At 70.5% G+C, this 17,392-nt stretch carries 15 protein-coding genes and 1 pseudogene; 6 read left to right on the top strand and 10 right to left on the bottom strand.

What is annotated here, in order from left to right:
* Positions 1-405: pseudogene (locus AAC997_RS11105) on the top strand (bifunctional folylpolyglutamate synthase/dihydrofolate synthase); the annotation flags it as partial.
* 210 nt (positions 406-615) lie between these two features.
* On the top strand, positions 616-1,476 hold the full coding sequence (locus AAC997_RS11100; protein WP_340645764.1) for a hypothetical protein: 861 nt from the start codon (positions 616-618) through the stop codon (positions 1,474-1,476).
* 67 nt (positions 1,477-1,543) lie between these two features.
* Here AAC997_RS11100 and trxA read toward each other — a convergent pair whose 3' ends face one another.
* The 8 genes from trxA to AAC997_RS11060 form a co-directional block, all read right to left on the bottom strand.
* Positions 1,544-1,867, bottom strand: a complete 324-nt coding sequence (gene trxA / locus AAC997_RS11095; RefSeq protein ID WP_304776386.1) for a thioredoxin — start codon at positions 1,865-1,867, stop codon at positions 1,544-1,546.
* 82 nt (positions 1,868-1,949) lie between these two features.
* Complete coding sequence (locus AAC997_RS11090; protein WP_340645763.1) at positions 1,950-2,474, bottom strand: PD-(D/E)XK nuclease family protein; 525 nt, start codon at positions 2,472-2,474, stop codon at positions 1,950-1,952.
* A complete protein-coding gene (addA, locus tag AAC997_RS11085; protein ID WP_340645762.1) occupies positions 2,404-5,430 on the bottom strand; it encodes a double-strand break repair helicase AddA in 3,027 nt (1,008 codons plus the stop codon). The genes AAC997_RS11090 and addA overlap by 71 nt, the downstream gene beginning before the upstream one ends.
* Positions 5,427-8,462 carry a double-strand break repair protein AddB gene (gene addB, locus AAC997_RS11080; protein WP_340645761.1) on the bottom strand — a complete coding sequence of 1,012 codons (3,036 nt, stop codon included), beginning with the start codon at positions 8,460-8,462 and terminating at the stop codon, positions 5,427-5,429. The genes addA and addB overlap by 4 nt, the downstream gene beginning before the upstream one ends.
* Positions 8,459-9,172, bottom strand: coding sequence for a nucleotidyltransferase family protein (locus tag AAC997_RS11075; protein WP_340645760.1), 714 nt, complete (start codon positions 9,170-9,172; stop codon positions 8,459-8,461). Before AAC997_RS11075 ends, addB begins: the two co-directional genes overlap by 4 nt.
* Positions 9,169-10,266 (bottom strand): N-acetylmuramate/N-acetylglucosamine kinase AmgK, encoded by a 1,098-nt coding sequence (amgK, locus tag AAC997_RS11070; protein WP_340645759.1) that lies wholly within the window; start codon positions 10,264-10,266, stop codon positions 9,169-9,171. The genes AAC997_RS11075 and amgK overlap by 4 nt, the downstream gene beginning before the upstream one ends.
* Positions 10,244-10,711 carry a tRNA (adenosine(37)-N6)-threonylcarbamoyltransferase complex ATPase subunit type 1 TsaE gene (gene tsaE, locus AAC997_RS11065; protein ID WP_340645758.1) on the bottom strand — a complete coding sequence of 156 codons (468 nt, stop codon included), beginning with the start codon at positions 10,709-10,711 and terminating at the stop codon, positions 10,244-10,246. The genes amgK and tsaE overlap by 23 nt, the downstream gene beginning before the upstream one ends.
* On the bottom strand, positions 10,708-11,580 hold the full coding sequence (locus AAC997_RS11060; RefSeq protein WP_340645757.1) for a 1-acyl-sn-glycerol-3-phosphate acyltransferase: 873 nt from the start codon (positions 11,578-11,580) through the stop codon (positions 10,708-10,710). Before AAC997_RS11060 ends, tsaE begins: the two co-directional genes overlap by 4 nt.
* Positions 11,581-11,719: 139 nt before the next feature.
* Here AAC997_RS11060 and AAC997_RS11055 point away from each other — a divergent pair, with 139 nt between their 5' ends.
* The 3 genes from AAC997_RS11055 (at position 11,720) to AAC997_RS11045 (ending at position 14,997) form a co-directional block, all read left to right on the top strand.
* Complete coding sequence (locus AAC997_RS11055) at positions 11,720-12,592, top strand: alpha/beta hydrolase-fold protein (RefSeq protein WP_340645756.1); 873 nt, start codon at positions 11,720-11,722, stop codon at positions 12,590-12,592.
* Between the two features lie 168 nt (positions 12,593-12,760).
* Positions 12,761-14,272: a CoA-acylating methylmalonate-semialdehyde dehydrogenase gene (locus AAC997_RS11050; RefSeq protein WP_340645755.1), complete on the top strand. Its 1,512-nt coding sequence runs from the start codon at positions 12,761-12,763 to the stop codon at positions 14,270-14,272.
* A 26-nt stretch (positions 14,273-14,298) separates the two neighbouring features.
* Positions 14,299-14,997 (top strand): hypothetical protein, encoded by a 699-nt coding sequence (locus AAC997_RS11045; protein ID WP_340645754.1) that lies wholly within the window; start codon positions 14,299-14,301, stop codon positions 14,995-14,997.
* Here AAC997_RS11045 and AAC997_RS11040 read toward each other — a convergent pair.
* Complete coding sequence (locus tag AAC997_RS11040) at positions 14,981-15,241, bottom strand: hypothetical protein (protein WP_340645753.1); 261 nt, start codon at positions 15,239-15,241, stop codon at positions 14,981-14,983. The two genes, AAC997_RS11045 and AAC997_RS11040, sit on opposite strands and share 17 nt — an antisense overlap.
* A gap of 97 nt (positions 15,242-15,338) precedes the next feature.
* Here AAC997_RS11040 and zapE point away from each other — a divergent pair, with 97 nt between their 5' ends.
* Positions 15,339-16,451, top strand: coding sequence for a cell division protein ZapE (gene zapE / locus AAC997_RS11035; protein WP_340645752.1), 1,113 nt, complete (start codon positions 15,339-15,341; stop codon positions 16,449-16,451).
* On the opposite strand, the gene AAC997_RS11030 is transcribed toward zapE, so the two are convergent.
* A complete protein-coding gene (locus AAC997_RS11030) occupies positions 16,448-17,329 on the bottom strand; it encodes a LysR substrate-binding domain-containing protein (protein WP_340645751.1) in 882 nt (293 codons plus the stop codon). The two genes, zapE and AAC997_RS11030, sit on opposite strands and share 4 nt — an antisense overlap.
* Between the last annotated feature and the right edge of the window lie 63 nt (positions 17,330-17,392).

Below are 17,392 nucleotides of genomic sequence, written 5' to 3'. Positions count from 1 at the left end.
GGGCTCGAAGAAGCCCACCGAGTCCTTGCGGGCATACTGCGCCACCACCAGGGTCACCGGGCGCTGGCCGACACCGTGGACCGCCTGGCCCGCGACGGGCGCCCGGTGACCCTGGTGGTGGCGCAGTATGCCCGCAAGGACTCGGTGGGCTTCTTCGAGCCCCTGAAGCGGCTGAACGCCCGGGTGATCGCCACGACGTTTGAGTCCACCACGGCGCTGTCGCCGGAGGATCTGGCCGCCGCCGCGGTTCAGGCGGGGCTGACGGCGGAGACCGCTCCGGACGTGACGACGGCCACGACGATGGCGCTCGCCGTCGAGGGGCCCGCCCCGCACGTGATCATCTGCGGCGGCCTGCACTTCGCCGGCGAGGTCCTGGCGCTGAGCCCCGACACCTGGCCGACCTGATCGATCCCAGCCCTCCTCATCCGCTCATCCCGGCGAAGGCCGGGACCCAGATGAAACCCGCTTCGATCTCATGCGCGCCTCAACAGCCGGTGGGATCAACGCCTACCGCTCCAGATGAATCTGGGTCCCGGCCTTCGCCGGGATGTGCGGCGGTTGGACTTGCACAGCCATGCCATCTCGTTCTAGTTTTGTTCTGAACGGGAGAAGCTGATGTCCGACGTCCTCGACCGCGCCCGGGAGTTCCTGCTGCGCAACGGCCGGCTGCTGGAACGGCGGCTGTTCGAGCATCATTTCGAGGGTGGCTCGGCCGAACCGGTGGTTCGGGCGCTGGCGGCCTATCAGGGCCGCGACGGCGGGTTCGGGTCGGCCCTGGAGCCCGACAAGCGCGATCCCCACAGCCAGCCGGTGGATGTGCAGATCGCTTTCGAGATTCTGGATGAGGTCGACGCCTTCGATCCGCTGACCGTCGGCCGGGTCTGCGATTGGCTGTCGAGCGTCGCCACCCCTGAGGGCGGCCTGCCCTTCGCCCTGCCCAGCGTGAACGCGTCGCCGCACGCCGTCTGGTGGAAGGTGGAGGGGGCGCAGCCGCCCGCCGACATCAACCCGACCGCGGCCATCGTCGGCCTGTTGCGCAAGCATGGGATCGAACATCCATGGGTGGCCCGGGGCGAGGCCTTTTGCTGGTCGGTGGTGGAGAGCTCGCAGACCGAGCAGTTCCACGACCTGATGCCGATGATCGCCTTCCTGGAGCATACGCCCGACCGGACACGCGCGCAGGCGGGGTTGGCTGGGCTCGCCGCGCGCATCCCCGGACTGGTGGAGCTGGACGTGGGCGCCGTGGGCTATGTGAAGAAGCCGCTGGATTGGGCGCCGGGCCCTGGCAGCTTCTGCCACAAGCTGTTCTCACCCGAGGTGCTGGGTCATCACCTGGCGGCGCTGGAGGCCCGGCAGGCCGACGACGGCGGCTGGCCGATCAGCTGGGAGACGGTGGGGCCAGGACCGCAGCTGGAATGTCGCGGGGTGATGACCGTGGCGGCGCTGAAGACCCTGAAGGCCTACGGGGCGCTGTAGAAACTCAAGCTGTCATCCCGGTTTCCGCGAAGCGGAACACCGGGATGACACAGAGGGATGCGGGGACCTAGATCCCGGCTTCGTTCAGCCACTCGACGATCTTCTGCTTGGGCATGGCGCCCACCTTCATCGAGGCCATCTGGCCGTCCTTGAAGAGCATCATCGTCGGGATGCCGCGCACGCCATAGCGCGAGGGCGTGGTGGGGCTTTCCTCGATATTCAGCTTGGCCACGGTGACCTGGGCGCCCAGTTCGGCGGCGATCTGCTCCAGGGCCGGGGCGATCTGCTTACAGGGGCCGCACCATTCGGCCCAGAAATCGACCAGCACAGGCTTGCTGGACTGCAGGACGTCCTTTTCGAAGGACTCGTCGGTGACCGCTACGGTGCTCATCAAAAGCTCCTAAAATTCGTTGCAGGCTCAACGGATGAGCCGCGATGTTCGATCCGCCACATAGGCGGGGTTTGTGCAGGTATCAACCTGCGCGGCCAAGCTCGGCAAGGGTTTGATCGATAAGTAATTCTGGGATCGCCATCAGCTTGGGCCCGTCGGTCCACACCAGGGCGGCCTCGATGGCCCGTCCGGGGAAGACTTCGGCCAGGACGGCGGCATAGATGGCCATCTGGCGCAGATAGGCCGGGTCGGCGTCCTCGATGCGGTCCGGCGAGGGGCGGTTGGTCTTGAAGTCGGCCACCAGCACCCGGTCGGGAAGGACAACGAGCCGGTCGATTCGCCCCGAAATGGCCAGGCCTGCGGGCAGTTTGGCGGCGGTTCCGGCCAGGGCCACCTCGGCGCGGCTGCCGGGCCCGAACACCTCGGCGAAGCGGGGATCGTTCAGAACCCCCAGCGCCGCGGCGGTCATCTCGGCGCGCTGGTCGTCGGTGAGGTCGCGCTCGCGGGCCAGCAGGCGCAGGGCGGCGGCGGGGCGGTCAGGCACGGCGAGGTCGGGCAGGACCTGCAGCAGGCGGTGGATCAGGTCGCCGCGCCGGAAGCGGCCCAATCCTTGGACAGCGGCGAGCGGTGAGGCGGCCGGGGTGGCGGCGTCCTCCCCCAGCTGGGACGGCGAGGCGTAGCGGGCGTGGGGCTCGGTGATGGCTTCGGCCTGGGTCCAGGCCGGCGCGGCCTTGGTGACGACGGCGCTGTCGGCGGCCTTGCCCAGGGCGACGGGATCGGGGCCGAAACGCAGGATCTGCATCTCGCCGCTGGCGGCCACGCGTTTGTGCGGGCTGACCTGGGCGTGGTCGAAGGCGGCGGTGAGCGCGCCCCACCAGCCCTTGATGTTCTCCTCCCGCGCATTGGCGGCGACCCGGCCGCACAACACCAGCCGGTCGCGGGCCCGGGTGAGGGCGACATAGAGCAGGCGGTAGGCCTCGTCCTCCTCGCGAACGCCGCGCCGCCCGCGAGGAGGACGAGGCCTCGCAGTCCCCCTTGGCGGTGGCGCACCACAGGAAGCCGCCGGCCTCGGTCTCCAGCAGCGGCGTGCCGCGCGCGCCGCGGCTGAGCGTGGTCTCGGGCAGGAAGACGATGGGGGCCTCCAGGCCCTTGGCGCCGTGGGCGGTCATGACGCGGACCTCGTCACGGCCGGCCTCCATCTCGCGCTTGACGGTGATGTCGAGGCTGGCGAAGGCGGCGGTCAGGCTCTCCAGGTCCTCGATCCCCCGGCTCTCGGCGGCCAGGACCTGGGCCAGGAACTCGTCGAGGGCGTCCTCGGCCTCGCTCCCCAGGCGCTTCAGCAGGCGCAGGCGCATGGAGCGGCCGGCGGCGTCGCGGCCGCCCAGCAGACGGGAATAGAACTCGAAGGGCCGGCGCTCGCGGGCCTCCTCCAGCAGGCGGGTGAGCAGGGCGTGGGCGGCGGTCCACTCCGGGCGTTCTTCGGACCGCGCGGTCAGGGCCTGCCACAGGGTCAGCGGCGCGCGGCCCTTCGCCAGGGCGTAGAGGCTGTCGTCGGAGAGGTCGCAGAACGGGCTGCGCAGCAACGCCGCCAGGGTCAGGTCGTCGGCGGGGAACAGGGCGAAGCGGGCGACGGCCACCAGGTCGTCGAAGATGATGTGCTCCGACAGGGCCAGGCGGTCGGCGCCGGCGACGGGGATCTTGGCGTGCTTCAGCGCCCGCAGGATCTCCTCGAACAGCGCCTTGCGGCGGCGGACCAGGATCAGGACGTCGCCGGGACGGGCGGGGCGCCAGGCCTTGGCGTCCTTGTCGAAGAGGCCGTCGCCGCGCGCCAGCAGGGCTGCGATCTCGCCGGCGATGCGGGCGGCCAGGCGCTTGTTGGCGCTGGCCTCGGTCTCCTGGTCGAGGGGGGCGTCCCAGGCCTCGCGGATGTCGCCCTTCTCCTCCCGCTCCAGGGGCCAGATGTCGACGCAGCCGGCGTGGTCGACCCGGCGCGGGGTGTGGACGATGGGCTCGGCTAGCGCGCGCGGTAGGATCGCGACCGCGAGTTCAGGGGTCGAGAAGGTCGCGTCGACGAACGTGAGCACCTGGGGCGTCGAACGCCACGAGTCCAGGAGATCAACCTTCTCGAAACGGAAGCCGGCGCCGGTGGCGCGATCCCTGTGGAATTCGAACTGCTCCATCAGCAGCTCGGGCCGGGCGCCCTGGAAGGAGTAGATCGACTGCTTCTCGTCGCCGACCACGAACATGTTGCGCTCCAGGCGGGTGGCCGTGGGGACCCCGGCGCCGGAAAAGAACTCGCCGGCCAGGGAGCGGACGATGGCCCACTGGTCCGGCGCGGTGTCCTGGGCCTCGTCCACCAGGATGTGGTCGATGCCGCCGTCCAGCTTGTAGAGCACCCAGGCCGCGGCGGGGCTGTCGGCCACCAGGTCGCGGGTCTTCTCGATGAGGTCGGAGAAGTCCAGCGCGCCGTAGCTGGCCTTCTCCATGGCGTAGGCGGTCAGATAGGCGTTGGCGAGGATGAGCGCCCCTTGCGTGTCCACCGCCACCTGGGCGGCGCGGCGGTAGGCGCGGGCCTCTTCCAGGGCCTCCTGGTCGGCCAGCAGGCCTGAGCGCAGGGGTTCATGGGCCTTCAGGCCGCTGGTCTTGGCGACCCAGGTGGCGGGGGTCCCCTCGCCCTTGTCGGTGAACAGGCAGGCCAGCGCGCCCTGGAAAGTGGGCTCGGCGGCCAGGGCTAGGAGCGCCAGGCCGTTCTTGGCGTCGGCCTTGCCGCCCTGGGCCAGCACCTCGGCGGCCTCGCGCCAGCTGCGCAGGTTCAGCGCGGCGACGGCGCGCAACGCGACGGCCTCAGGATCGACGGGCTCGGGGAAGCCGCAGACCTCCCAGACATCGGCCACCGCGCCCGGCAGGCCGCCGGTGCGCCCAAGATATGCGGCCAGGCGCCCGCGAGCGTTCTCGAAGGCCCCGAACATCGACTGGAAGCTCTGGAAGTCCAGGGCCACGGAGAAGCGGGCATAGGCTTCGGCCACGAGGCCTTCGCCTTTCAACGCAAGCCGCGCGACGGCCTTGCGGGCGGCGTCGGCGATGGCGGCGCTGGCGGCGTCGTCCATGACCCGGAAGCCAGGGGAGACGCCGGCCTCCAGGGGGAAACGGCGCAGCAGCTTTTCGCAGAAGGCGTGGATGGTCTGGATCTTCAGGCCGCCGGGGGTCTCGAGCGCGCGGGCGAAGAGGGCGCGGGCCGCTGACAGGCGGATGTGGTCGTAGTCGGCGATGGGCCGGCCCTCGAGGTCCGACAGGGCCTGGCGCAGGCGGGCGTCGTCGCAGACCGACCAGTCGCCCAGCAGGCCAAACAGCCGGCGCTGCATCTCGGCGGCGGCGGCCTTGGTGTAGGTGACGCAGAGGATGGTGGCGGGTTCGGCCCCGGCCAGCAGCAGTCGGGCGACCCGGTCGATCAGGGTCTTGGTCTTGCCCGAGCCCGCATTGGCGGTGACGAAGGCCGAGAGCTCAGGATCAGCGGCGACGCGCTGCGGATCAACCTCGCGGGTCGGGAAGGGGATGACGGTCACTCGCCCTCCTCGTCGCCGCTGGTGGACCATTCGAACACCCGGGCCAGGTGGTCATAGTCGCTGATGTGGGTCTTCACGAACTGCGGGGCCGAGCGCGACAGGTAGGGCTGGGCCGGGTCGTCGAAGCGGGCCACCAGCTTGCCCAGGCCGTCGAGGGCGGCCCGCGCGGCTTCCTCGCTCTCCTCGCCAGCGGCGGCGCGGGTCTCCTCGCGGCCGGCGGGCTTGCGGCCGGTGACCTCCAGATAGGTCAGGTCGCCGGGCATGGGGCGGCCGAGGGTCGGGAAGCCGCCATAGGCCAGGATGGCGGCGGTCAGGGTGAGCTGCGGCGAGAATCCGGTGTCGACCACCTTCTGGGAAGGCGCCTTGCCGGTCTTGTAGTCGAGGATGTGGCCGTAGCCGTCGGGGGTGATCTCGATGCGGTCGGCCCGCGCGTTGACCTTGAAGAGGCCGCCGGGCGCATGGATCTCCAGCTCCCCCTTGAGTTCGACATGGATGGTGCGGCCGTCGGCGCGGCGGCGGCGCTCCAGGTCGGCGACCCACAGGGCGGCCTCGCGGGCCAGCGCGCTCTCGCGGGCCAGGGCCTCGTGGGGCATGCCGGCCTCTTCCAGGGCGGTGACGTACATCGCCTCGAAGATCGGCGCGGCGTCAGGCGGCACGTCCACCGGATGGGCTTCGGCGAAGCGTTCGAAGGCCTTGTGGATGGCGGTGCCCCGGGCGCGGGCCTCCACGGCCTCGTCGGGACGCTCCAGCGGGTAGAGCTGCAGGATGTCGCGGGCCCAGACGGCGTAGGGGTCCCGGGTCAGGGCCTCGACCCGGGTGACCGCCATCTCGCGCGGGCGGTCGGCGACCGGGGGGCGCGGGGCAGGGCGTGTGGCGGGCGTGTAGTCGGTCGCCGCGTCCAGGGACCTCGCCCAGTCCAGGATTTCCGGACGGGTGGGCAGGACGACGCCGGCGCCGCGCGCCAACGTCTCCAGCCGCCAGAGCCAGCGGGACTTCACGGCTGGCGCGCCTTCGCGGCGCTCGGAATGCAGCAGGATCACCTCGGGCGCGCAGGCGGCCTGGGCGAAGTCGTGGGCGGCCAGGCCCACGCGGCGTTCGGGCGGCGGCAGGCCGAGCGCCTCGCGCATCGGCCGCGACAGGAAGGGGTCAAGCGCCGCCCCCTGGGGCCAGACGCCCTCCTCCAGGCCGGCCACGATCAGCCGGTCGGCGCGGGTCAAGCGGGCCTCGATGGCGCCGAGGATGCGCAGGCGCGGATGGGTGGCTCCCCCCGAGCGGATGCTTTCGCCGGACATCAGCCGGGCCAGCACGTCGGCGAACCCGCGGCGGCTGACGGACGGCGAGCCATCGGACTCGCTCATCAGGCCCGACAGCAGGCGGCCTACCGCCTCGCCGCCGTGGCCGGCCCAGAGGTCGCCGGTGTCGCCCCGTTCGTCGGCGGCCAGGGCTTCCAGGGTCTGGGCCAGGGTGCGAGCGGCCTCGGAGGGCCGCGCCTCGTCGTCGGCATAGGGCGCCTGCAGGCGGGTTAGCGCCCCACGAAGCTGGGCGGCGAAAGCGAGCGCGTCGTCGACGGCGCCGGGTTCGATCCGGGCGTCGGAGGCCTTGCGACGCAGGTGCGCCTCCAGGCCGCCCCAGCTGGTCTTGCGGGGGCCGCGCAGGCCGTGCAGCTCGAGGGCGGCGCGGCGGCGGTCGAGGGTCTCGGGATCGAGCCCCAGGCGGACGAAGGGATGCTTGGCGATGGCCAGCAGGGTGACCGGGTCCAGGGGGTCATCCGCCGCCTTGGCGGTCAGGGCCGCCAACACCCCGCAGCGGCAGCCGGCCAGGGCCGAGCCCGCCGAGGAGTCGGCGCCCACGCCCCAGCGGGCCAGCTTGGCGGCGACGCGGCGGGCCAGGGTCTGGTCCGGCGCCACCAGGGCGGCGGTCTGGCCGGGAACCTCCAGGGCCTCGCGCAGCAGCAGGGCGGCGACGGTGGCGGCCTCCTCCTCGCCGCGGGCGGTGACGACGGAGAGGCCCTTCAGCCCCTCGGCGATGGGGTCGATGTCGTCGCTCTTCCCCTCGGAGCGCAGGGTCTCGATGACGCTCAGCCAGTCGGCGGTGGCCTCGGCGGGACGCAGGGCCTCGTTGATCACCCGTCGCCGCCAGCGGCCGGCGGTGTCCAGGGTCTCGGAGGCGGGCCAGAGCAACACCTCCCCGCGGGCGACACCGGCCCGCTCAAGCAGCCGCTTCATGGCGCCCTGGGGGTGCTGTTCCCCGACCTGGGCCCAGGCCCTGTCGGCCAGGCTCTCGTCGAGGCCGGGCAGGATCACGGCGCCCTGCGGGGCGCGGGCGATGACGGTCAGCAGGTCGGCGGTGGCCGGCGCGGTGCCGGTGGAGCCGGCGGCGATCAGGACACCCTGCGGCGGCTTGCGGTCCCAGGTCTCGGCCAGCGCGCGCAGCAGGGCCACCCGGCGTTCGCTGACGTCCACCACGCCCAGCTCGCGCAGGCGGGCGGGCCAGGCGGTCAGGGCGGTTTCCAGGAACTCGCGGCTGACCCGCCAGTGTTCGGCCAGGTCAGCGCTCACCAGATCGGCCAGGCCGCCCCTGGCGCTGACCTCCTCGATCTGCAGGCTGTCGAGGAAGGACCCCAGGGCGTCGGCCAGCTCCAGGGCGGCCGAGGCGTCCAGGTCCCGCTTCAGGTCCTTCTCATGACCCTTCACCAGGGCGATCAGCTCGAAACGGCGGCGCAGGGGCGCGATGGCCGAAGGCAGGTCGACGGCCAGGTCGCCGGGCTCGAAGGGCGGTTCGCCCTCGTCCAGGTCGCCCAGGGGCCGGATCTGCGGCGGCAGGACGGCGCGGCCCCCGGCGGCGGCGATGAAGGCGTCGGCCAAGGCTCGCGCGCCCCGGCGGGTGGGGGTCAGGACCACGGCCTGGGACAGGGCCTCGGGGCCGAGCGGCGCGAGCGCGTCGAACAGGCCCTGGGCCAGGTCGTGGACGAAGGGACGGTGCGCCGGGATGCTGAACCAGCGCGGCCCGTCGCCTGCGAGCAGGGGGATCACGCCAGCCTCGCTTCGGCCTCGTCGCGGGCGGCGGGGTCGCCGACGTGCAGCCAGAAGGCGTCCATGGCCACGCCGTAGATGCGGCCCTCGTCCTGCAGCCGCCACCAGATGGGCAGGATGGAGAAGGCCCCCTCCGGCTGATCGTCCAGCAGCTGCGGCTTCATGATCTGAAATCCGACATTGGCGAGAGGCGCGGGACTGGCGTCGTCGGCCATGTGGATGATGCGCCCGTCGGGCTCCTGACGGAAGCCGCGCGGGCCCTCCAGGCCGATGCCCTGGCCGCGGGGGACCAGCAGCAGCAGCAGGTCCATCCTGTCTGGGTCCCACGCGCGCTTCATGGCCTCGATCGGCGGGACTTCGCCGCCGACCCACAGGGAGTCGATGTTGGCCACCAGGATCGGGGCGTCCCCCAACAGGTGACGGGCGTTCTTGATGCCGCCGCCGGAGTCCAGCAGGCCCGCCCGCTCATCGGCGATGATCACCTTGGGGTTGGTGCGGCCCGCCAGATGGGCCTCCATCTGGTCGGCGAAGTGGTGGACGTTGACGATGGCCGTCTCGATTCCGGCCTCGTGCAGGCGGTCCAGGACATGGTCGATCAGGGCCTTGCCGTTCACCGTCACCAGGGCCTTGGGACGGTCGTTGGTCAGCGGGCGCATGCGGCTGCCGATGCCGGCGGCCAGCACCATGGCGACCTTGGGGCCAGGGGTCATGCGCGGGACCCGGCGGGCACGTAGCTGTCGAACCACGCCTTGAGGTCCGCCAGGGCCGGATCGGCCAGGCAGGCGTCGAGATAACGCCAGAGCCTCGGCATGAAGGCGGCGTAGCGGGGCTTGCCGTCGCGGGTCACCAGCCGGGCGAAGATGCCCAGGATGCGAACGATGTTGAGGGCGCCCAGGGCATGATAGTCGGCCAGGAACCGCGCCTGATCCAGGTCGGGGCGGAGCTTGAAATAGTAGGCCAGGGCGGCAGCCTCCCGCTGCGGCGAGACATCCCGTCGGGCGTCGTGCAGCAGCATGGACATGTCCCAGGCCGGGTGGGCGCGGACGGCGTCCTGGAAGTCCAGCAGACCGACCCGAGCCGCGCCCTCGCGGTCGGGCAGCCAGATCAGGTTCTCGGCGTGATAGTCCCGGTGGCAGAAGACACTGGCGCCGGCCGCCCCATGCGCCCTGATCGGCGCCCAGAGGTTGTCCCACTCGGCCACGGCGGCGTCGCTGAAGCTGAGCTCGGGCTTCAGCTTCGGTAGCCACTCCGGGAGGATGTCTCCGGCGGTTTTCAGGGCCACCTCGTCATAGTCCAGCAGCGGCCATTCGATGCCCGGCGCGGTGAGGACGGCGGGCGCGGCGGCTTCGTGCAGGCGCACCAGGCCCTGGATGGCGGCGTCGTAGAGCGGCGCTTCGTCCAGGCCGCCCTCGATGAGCACCGCGAACAGGTCGTCGCCAAGATCCTCCAGCACCGCCAGTCCCTGGGCGGCGTCGTGGGCCAGGATGGCGGGCGCCGACAGGCCCTGGGCCTTAAGCCACTCCGCGACGGCGATGAAGGCGTCCACCCGGCCGGCGGCCAGTCGGGCGAGCGCATTGTAGCCGGCCTTGGCGCGGTCTTCCGGGGTCGCGTCCGGATGACAGGGCGCGGTTTCGGCGTTGGGCGGCTGGTCCATGAAGATCAGGCTCGCGCCCCTGGCCGGATGCAGCCGTTCATAGGCCCGGGTCGAGGCGTCGCCGCTCAGGGGAACGCGGGCGGCCTCGCCCCAGCCATGCTTAGCCAGGAAGGCGGACTTGATGGCCTCACGATCGGAACTCAAACCCACGTCCTTCCCAGGCGCCGCTGGGGGTCAGGCGCGCGCGGCGGCCCTCCCCCTCGATGGTGATCTCTATATCAAGCCGGTCGGGCGGCAGGTTACCTTCCAGCCGTTCGGGCCACTCGATCAAGGCCGCCCCGTCCTCCAGGGCCTCGTCCAGGCCGATCTCATAGGCCTCGTCGGCGCTGGTCAGGCGATAGAGGTCGAAATGGGCCACCGAGAGCGCCGCCCCCTCATAGAACTGAACAAGCGTGAAGGTGGGACTGGGCACATCCTCGGCAGGCGTGGTGAGCGCGCGGATCAGGGCGCGGGCCAGGGTGGATTTCCCGGCCCCCAGGGGCCCGGTCAGGCAGATGGCCTCGCCGGCCTTGAGCGCCCCGGCCAGGGCCGCGCCCAGGGCGCCGGTCGCCGCCTCGTCATCCAGGCGGACGTCGCCGTGGGCCGCGCTGATCATGCGAAGGCCTGGTCGGGATGTTTGGGCAGGACGTGCTGCACATAGGCCTTGAGCTGTTCGGTGGCGGTGGTCACGTCGGGATCCAGGCGCTCGGGCGCCACCACCGGACCGATGGTCAGGTGGAACGGCCGGCCGCGCTTGTTCAGCAGCTCATGGAACAGGGTGATGTCCCGAAGTTCGCCCGAGAATCCGTGGAAGAAGTGGAACAGGGTCGACCAGGGCCCGGCCAGGTGCATGGGCAGGATCGGCGCGTCGTACTTTCGGGCGATGGAGATGGCGCTGCTCATCCAGGGGCTCTCGGCCAGCACCCCGTCCTTGCCCTGGCGGGCCAGACGGCCGGCGGGGAAGATCACCAGGGGCCGCTCGGCCTCCAGGGCCTCCCGGGTGAGGTTGAGGGTGTTGCGGGTGTGCTCGCGGGTACGCCGTTCCTCCTTCCACTCCACCGGGATCAGCACCTCGCCGAAATTGGGCGAGACGCGATGGGCGTCGGAATTGGCGTAGAAGCAGAGGTCGGGGCGCCGCGCCTTCAGCGCGTCATAGACCGCGATACCGTCAGCGATGCCGGTGGGGTGGTTGCAGATGGGAACCAGGCGGCCGCCGGCCGGAACCCGCTCCAGGCCGTGCACCGTGACCTTCACGTCCAGCAGGTCTGAAACATAGTCCAGGGCCCGACGGCCGCCCATGGGCGCGATGGCGTCGGCCATGGCGCGCGCCTTGCGATAGTCCAGCAGGCGGTAGAGCAGGGGGCGAACCAGCGGCCAGGCGATCCCGCCCGAGAGCCTGGGCGCGCGCTCGGCGATCAGGGTGTCGACGATGTGGTCATGATAGGCCCGCCGCGCCGGCAGGGCTTCGGTGGCGACGCTGCTCATGGGGCCAAGATGCCCTCGCCCGAGCGCCGGGTGCAAGAGGGTCTCCCCTGTACCTTAGCTGGGAAGAAATGCGTGATCTTCAAGTCTGGCGGGCAAGGGACCGTCCGACCAAGCTTCGCCTCCATCAGAGGGGGCGGATATGACGACCACGGCACATGAACCGGCGACGATCCAGGCGACCCACCGGTACGGCCTGCACAGCCAAACCATTGGCGAGACCTTCCAGATCGATGTCGCCCTGCCCAGCCCCTGGATGGGGATGCGCCGGGATTATCCGTTGCCTGTGATCTATGTGATGGACGCCAATACGGTGTTCGGCATCGCCGCCCAGGCCCTGCGGTTCCTGCAGAACGTCGACGGGGTCCCGCCCTGCCTGCTGGTGGGGGTGGGCTACCAGTTGGGGGGACCGCGCCGCCGCCGCCGCGACTATGGCTGGCTGCGCACCCGGGACCTCACGCCAAGCTCCGACGACGCCTTCCACGAGACCCTGCTGGCCCAGATGGGGGACCAGCCCCTGCCCGACATCGGACCGGCCGGCGGCGGAGAGGCCTTCCTGGATTTCCTGATCGGTGAGGTCCGGCCCTTCATCGCGGAGCGCTACGCCACCGATCCCGGCGACCAGGCCCTGGTGGGCAGTTCGCTGGGCGGTCTGTTCAGCCTGCACGCCTATCTGACGCGGCCCGGCGCCTTCACCCGGCATGTGGCCAACAGTCCGGCCCTGTGGTGGCGCGACAGCGAGGCCTTCGCCACCGAGGCGGCGGCCAACCCCGACCCGGCGACGCGGCTCTTTCTGTCGGTGGGCGGGCTGGAGACCGACCCTCGTTGGCCGATGGTGGACCATATGCTGGCGATGGCGGCGCGGCTGGCGGCACGGGGCCTGCCGGTGACCTCCCACGTCTTTGAAGGCGAGAGCCACACCTCGGTGATCCCGGCGGCGCTCAGCCGGGGCCTGCGCTCGGTGCTCGCGCCTCAAGATGCTCCCCCTCTGGGGAAGCTGGCGCGGAGCGCCTGAGGGGGACTTTGACTCTCGTTTCGGGACGGTAGGAGCCAACTACGTTGGTCCCCCTCCGTCCCGCCGCTGCGCAGCGGTCCACCTCCCCCACATCGGCGCTGTGCGCCTGGGGGAGGATCTGGCCCGAGAGCCTTTTTGTTTCGGGCGGAAAGGCTCTAGAACCTGATCATGCGCGAGATCACACATTTCATCGACGGCGTGTCCGTCGCCGGGACCTCCGGCCGCTACGGCGAGGTCTTCAATCCCAACACCGGCGAGGTGCAGGCGCGTGTGGCCCTGGCGACCCCCGCCGAACTGGACGCCGCGGTGCAGGCCGCGCTGCGGGCGCAACCGGCCTGGGCCGCGGTCAATCCGCAGCGCCGGGCGCGGGTGATGTTCGAGTTCAAGCGCCTGGTCGAAGCCCGGATGCAGGCGTTGGCCGAGCTGCTGTCCTCCGAGCACGGCAAGGTGGTGGCCGATAGCAAGGGCGACATCCAAAGAGGACTGGAAGTCATCGAGTTCGCCTGCGGCGTCCCCCATCTCCTGAAGGGCGAATATACCGAGGGCGCCGGCCCCGGCATCGACGTCTATTCCATGCGCCAGCCGCTGGGGGTGGCCGCGGGCATCACCCCGTTCAACTTCCCCGGCATGATCCCGATGTGGATGTTCGGCATCGCCATCGCGGTGGGCAACACCTTCATCCTCAAGCCGTCCGAGAAGGATCCGAGCCTGCCGGTGCGGCTGGGCGAGCTGTTCATGGAGGCCGGCGCCGCGCTGGGCATGGACCTCAAGGGCGTGCTGAACGTGGTGCATGGCGACAAGGTCAGCGTCGACGCCATCCTGACCCACCCCGACATCGCCGCCGTCAGCTTCGTCGGCTCCTCCGACATCGCCCATTATGTCTATTCGACCGGGACCGCGCACGGGAAGCGGGTCCAGGCCATGGGCGGGGCCAAGAACCACGGCATCATCCTGCCCGACGCTGACCTGGATCAGGCGGTGAAGGACATCATCGGCGCGGCCTATGGCTCGGCCGGCGAGCGCTGCATGGCCTTGCCGGTGGTGGTGCCGGTGGGGGCGAGGACCGCCGACGCCGTGCGCGAGAAGGTGCTGGCCGAGATGGAGACCCTGAAGGTCGGCATCTCCACCGACGCCTCGGCCCAGTACGGCCCGGTGGTCACCGCCGCTCACCGCCAGCGCGTGTCCGACTACATCCAGATGGGGGTCGACGAGGGCGCCGAGCTGGTGGCCGACGGCCGCGGCTTCTCTCTGCAGGGCTATGAGAAGGGCTTCTTCATCGGCCCGACCCTGTTTGATCAGGTGAAGCCCGCGATGCGCACCTATCAGGAGGAGATCTTCGGACCGGTCCTGCAGATCGTCCGCGCCGAGACCTTCGAGGAGGCCGTCGACCTGCCATCCAAGCACCAGTACGGGAACGGCGTGGCCATCTTCACCCGCAACGGCCGCGCGGCCCGCGAGTTCGCCGCCCAGGTCAATGTCGGGATGGTGGGGATCAATGTGCCGATCCCGGTGCCGGTGGCCTACCACACCTTCGGCGGCTGGAAGCGCAGCGCGTTTGGTGACGCCAACCAGCACGGCATGGAAGGCGTGAAGTTCTACACCAAGGTCAAGACGGTGACCGCCCGCTGGCCCGAGGGCGCCAGCGAGGATTCGGCCTTCGTCATCCCGACGATGCGCTAAGGTTCAGACCGAACAAGGAGTGGGCGATGAAAATCCGGACCTGGGCGATCCTGATCCTGGCGGTGGTTCTGGCGGGACTGGGGGGCTGGGCCTACTGGAACTACGAGCTGCGCTGGCGGCCCCAGACCATCACCAAGCACCAGATCGAGATCACGAAGATCCTGGAAAGCGCCGGCTGGGCTTCGCCGGGCCTGACCAAGGGCAAGCTCTACATGGTCTCGTTCCGCACCTGCCCCGACTGCCTGCGGTTCAAGAAGGAAGAATTCCCGGCGCTCCACAAACAGGGAATCGACACCCGGGTCATCGAGATCGCCCGGCGCGACGTAAACGGCCTGGCCAAGTCCACTCCGGTGGAGCGCACCACGGTGGCCGAGCTCTGGATCCGCCACGGCACGCCCAGCGCCTGGGAGCTGATGGAGGCCTGGGAATCGGTGGTCCCCGAGGCCTGGACGGCCCCGGGTCTCGTCCCCGCCGACAGCGACATCGCCCGCAGCGCGGTGATCGAGGCCGGGCGTAAGATGACCGAGGACCTGCGGCCCTACTTGAAGGAAAACGGGGTCACGGTCAGCGACCCCACCGGCATCCGCTATCCCACCCTGATCTGGTGGAACGCCAAGGGCGAGATGCGGGCCTGCGCCTGCGAACAGCGGGAAACCTACCGCTTCGTCCGCAAAGAGCTGGCGCAGGCGGCCAAGGCCGCTGGAAGGCCTACGCCCGGCCGCTGATGATGTCCTTGCTGTGGGCGCGGGTCTTCACGCCGTGCTCACGGTCGGACGGCGAGCCGTCGCGCCGGCCGATGCCTTGGTGGCTGCCTTCGGCCTCCAGATCCTCAGCCAGATGGTCTTGGGCCTCGCTTCCGTCGGCTTCCTGCTGAGCGTCGAGTTCGCGCGCGCCCACCCCATTGCCTTGCTGGCGGGTCAGGTTGGCTTCGACGGTGGTCGGCGAAAAGCTGCGGGGGTCTTGCGCCATGAAGGCTCCTTTGGGGTTACCCGAAACCAACCCCTGGGCGGGTGAGCCTGTTCCCCCCTGTTGTGATCACTGGCGGCGCGGGCTAGGCGGAGAGGCGATGGCCTCCGCCCTGCAAGCCGCCTACGACGCCCGCATCGCCTCCGGCGCGATCCGACCCGACCCGACGCAGGCCGCCGGCCTGGCCGGCCTGCTGCGGCTGGAGGGTGACCTGGAAGGCGCAGAGCCCTCGGGCCTCACCGCCTTCTTCCGCAAGCCGGAGGCCCAGCGCGGGGTCTATCTCTGGGGGCCGGTGGGGCGGGGCAAGTCCATGCTGATGGACCTGTTCTTCGAGTCCGCGCCGGTGACCAGGAAGCGCCGCACCCACTTCCACGTCTTCATGGGCGAGATCCACCGGCTGATCGGCGAATGGCGATCCGGCGACGCGGCGGCCCGCAAGGCCCGTTTTGGTCAGCACAAGGGCGACGATCCCATCCCCGCCGTGGCCGATGTTGTGGCGGAGGGTGCGCGGCTGCTGTGTTTCGACGAGTTCCAGGTCACCGACATCGCCGACGCCATGATCCTGGGGCGGCTGTTCGAGGCGCTGTTCGCCAAGGGCGTGACCCTGGTGGCGACCTCGAACAGGGTTCCTGACGCCCTCTACAAGGACGGCATCAATCGCCAGCTGTTCCTGCCCTTCATCGAGATGATCAAGGCGCGTCTCGACGTCGTCAGCGTGGCCGGGAGCCACGACTACCGCCTGGACCGGCTGCGGGCGGCGGGTGTCTGGTTCTCGCCCAACGACCCGGACAATCAGCGCAGTTTCGAGGCGCTGTGGCGTGACATGTTGGGTAAGGCGGCCGAGGTCGGCGAGACCCTGGAGGTGCTGGGCCGCAAGGTCCACTTGCCCCACGCGGCCGGCGGCATGGTGCGCGCCTCCTTCGCCAGCCTTTGCTCGGTGGCGCTGGGCCCCAACGACTATGTGGCCATCGCCGAGCGCTTCCACACCGTGTTCCTCGAGGATCTGCCCAGGCTCGGCCCCAACCGGCGGGAGGAGGCCCGGCGACTGGTGATCCTCATCGACGCGCTCTACGAGGCCCACACCCGGCTGATCGTGCTCGCCGAGGCCGAGCCCATCGCCCTCTATCCGGCCGGCGACGGAGCCTTCGAATTCGAACGCACCGCCTCGCGCCTGCAGGAAATGCGGTCTGCGGACTGGCTGGCGGAGAGCTAGGCTCGCAAACTGCGCACCAAATCCTGGGCGTAGGGCCGCAGGTCGGCGAAGCGGCGGACGCAGAGGGTGAGGTCGCGGACCGCCCAGTCGTCCTCCAGCTCGATCACACACAACGGCGTGATGTGCGCCACCCGGGCGGCGGTGGACTGCGGCACGACACCGACCCCCACGCCGGCCTCCACCAGCCGGCAGACGGCGTCGAAGCTGCGGAGTTGGACGCGGAGGTTGAGGCCTGAGCCCAGGCGCGCGGCCTTGTCGGCCAGGAAGCGCTGCAGGGCGCTGGTGCGTTCCAGCCCCACAAGATCGAAGGCCAGGACCTCGGCGAAGGCCACGCCAGCGTGGGCGGCCAGGGGATGGCCCTTCTGCGCCACCACCACGAAGCGGTCGGAGCGGAACGGGAAGGTCTCCAGCCCCCCGACGTCGACGGTGCCGGCGACGATGCCGATGTCGCCGACGCCCTCGGCGATCAGGCCGACGATCTCGTCGGAGAGCCGCTCCTCGAGGTCGACCCGGACCTTGGGATTGTCGGCCAGGAAGCGGGCCAGGGCCTCGGGCAGGAATTCCGTCGAGGCGTTGGTGTTGGCCAGCAGCCGGACCTCGCCTGTGAGACCGCCGGCATAGGCGCCCAGATCGTCCCGCATTCGCGCGCTCTGGGCCAGGATGGTCCGGGCATGCTTCAGCAGCATCAGGCCGGCGGGGGTGGGAGTCACGCCCTGGCGGGATCGCACCAGCAGCCTGGTCCCGAGGCTGTCCTCCATGCCGCGAATCCGCGTCGAAGCCGCCGCCAGGGCCAGCGCGCTGCGTTCGGCGCCGTGGGTGATGGAACCGGCGTCGACCACGTCGCAGAACAGCTTCAGATCGGTGAAGTCGAATCTCATACTTCGTCTCTTGCGAAGGAAGACTAAGCCACTCGCGCATTGCGGCGGGGGAAATTTGGCATG

Source organism: Phenylobacterium sp., assembly GCF_037968635.1.
Classification (GTDB): domain Bacteria; phylum Pseudomonadota; class Alphaproteobacteria; order Caulobacterales; family Caulobacteraceae; genus Phenylobacterium.
The sequence above is the reverse complement of the archived record's forward strand: the minus strand, read 5'-3'. Positions and strand labels throughout refer to the sequence as shown.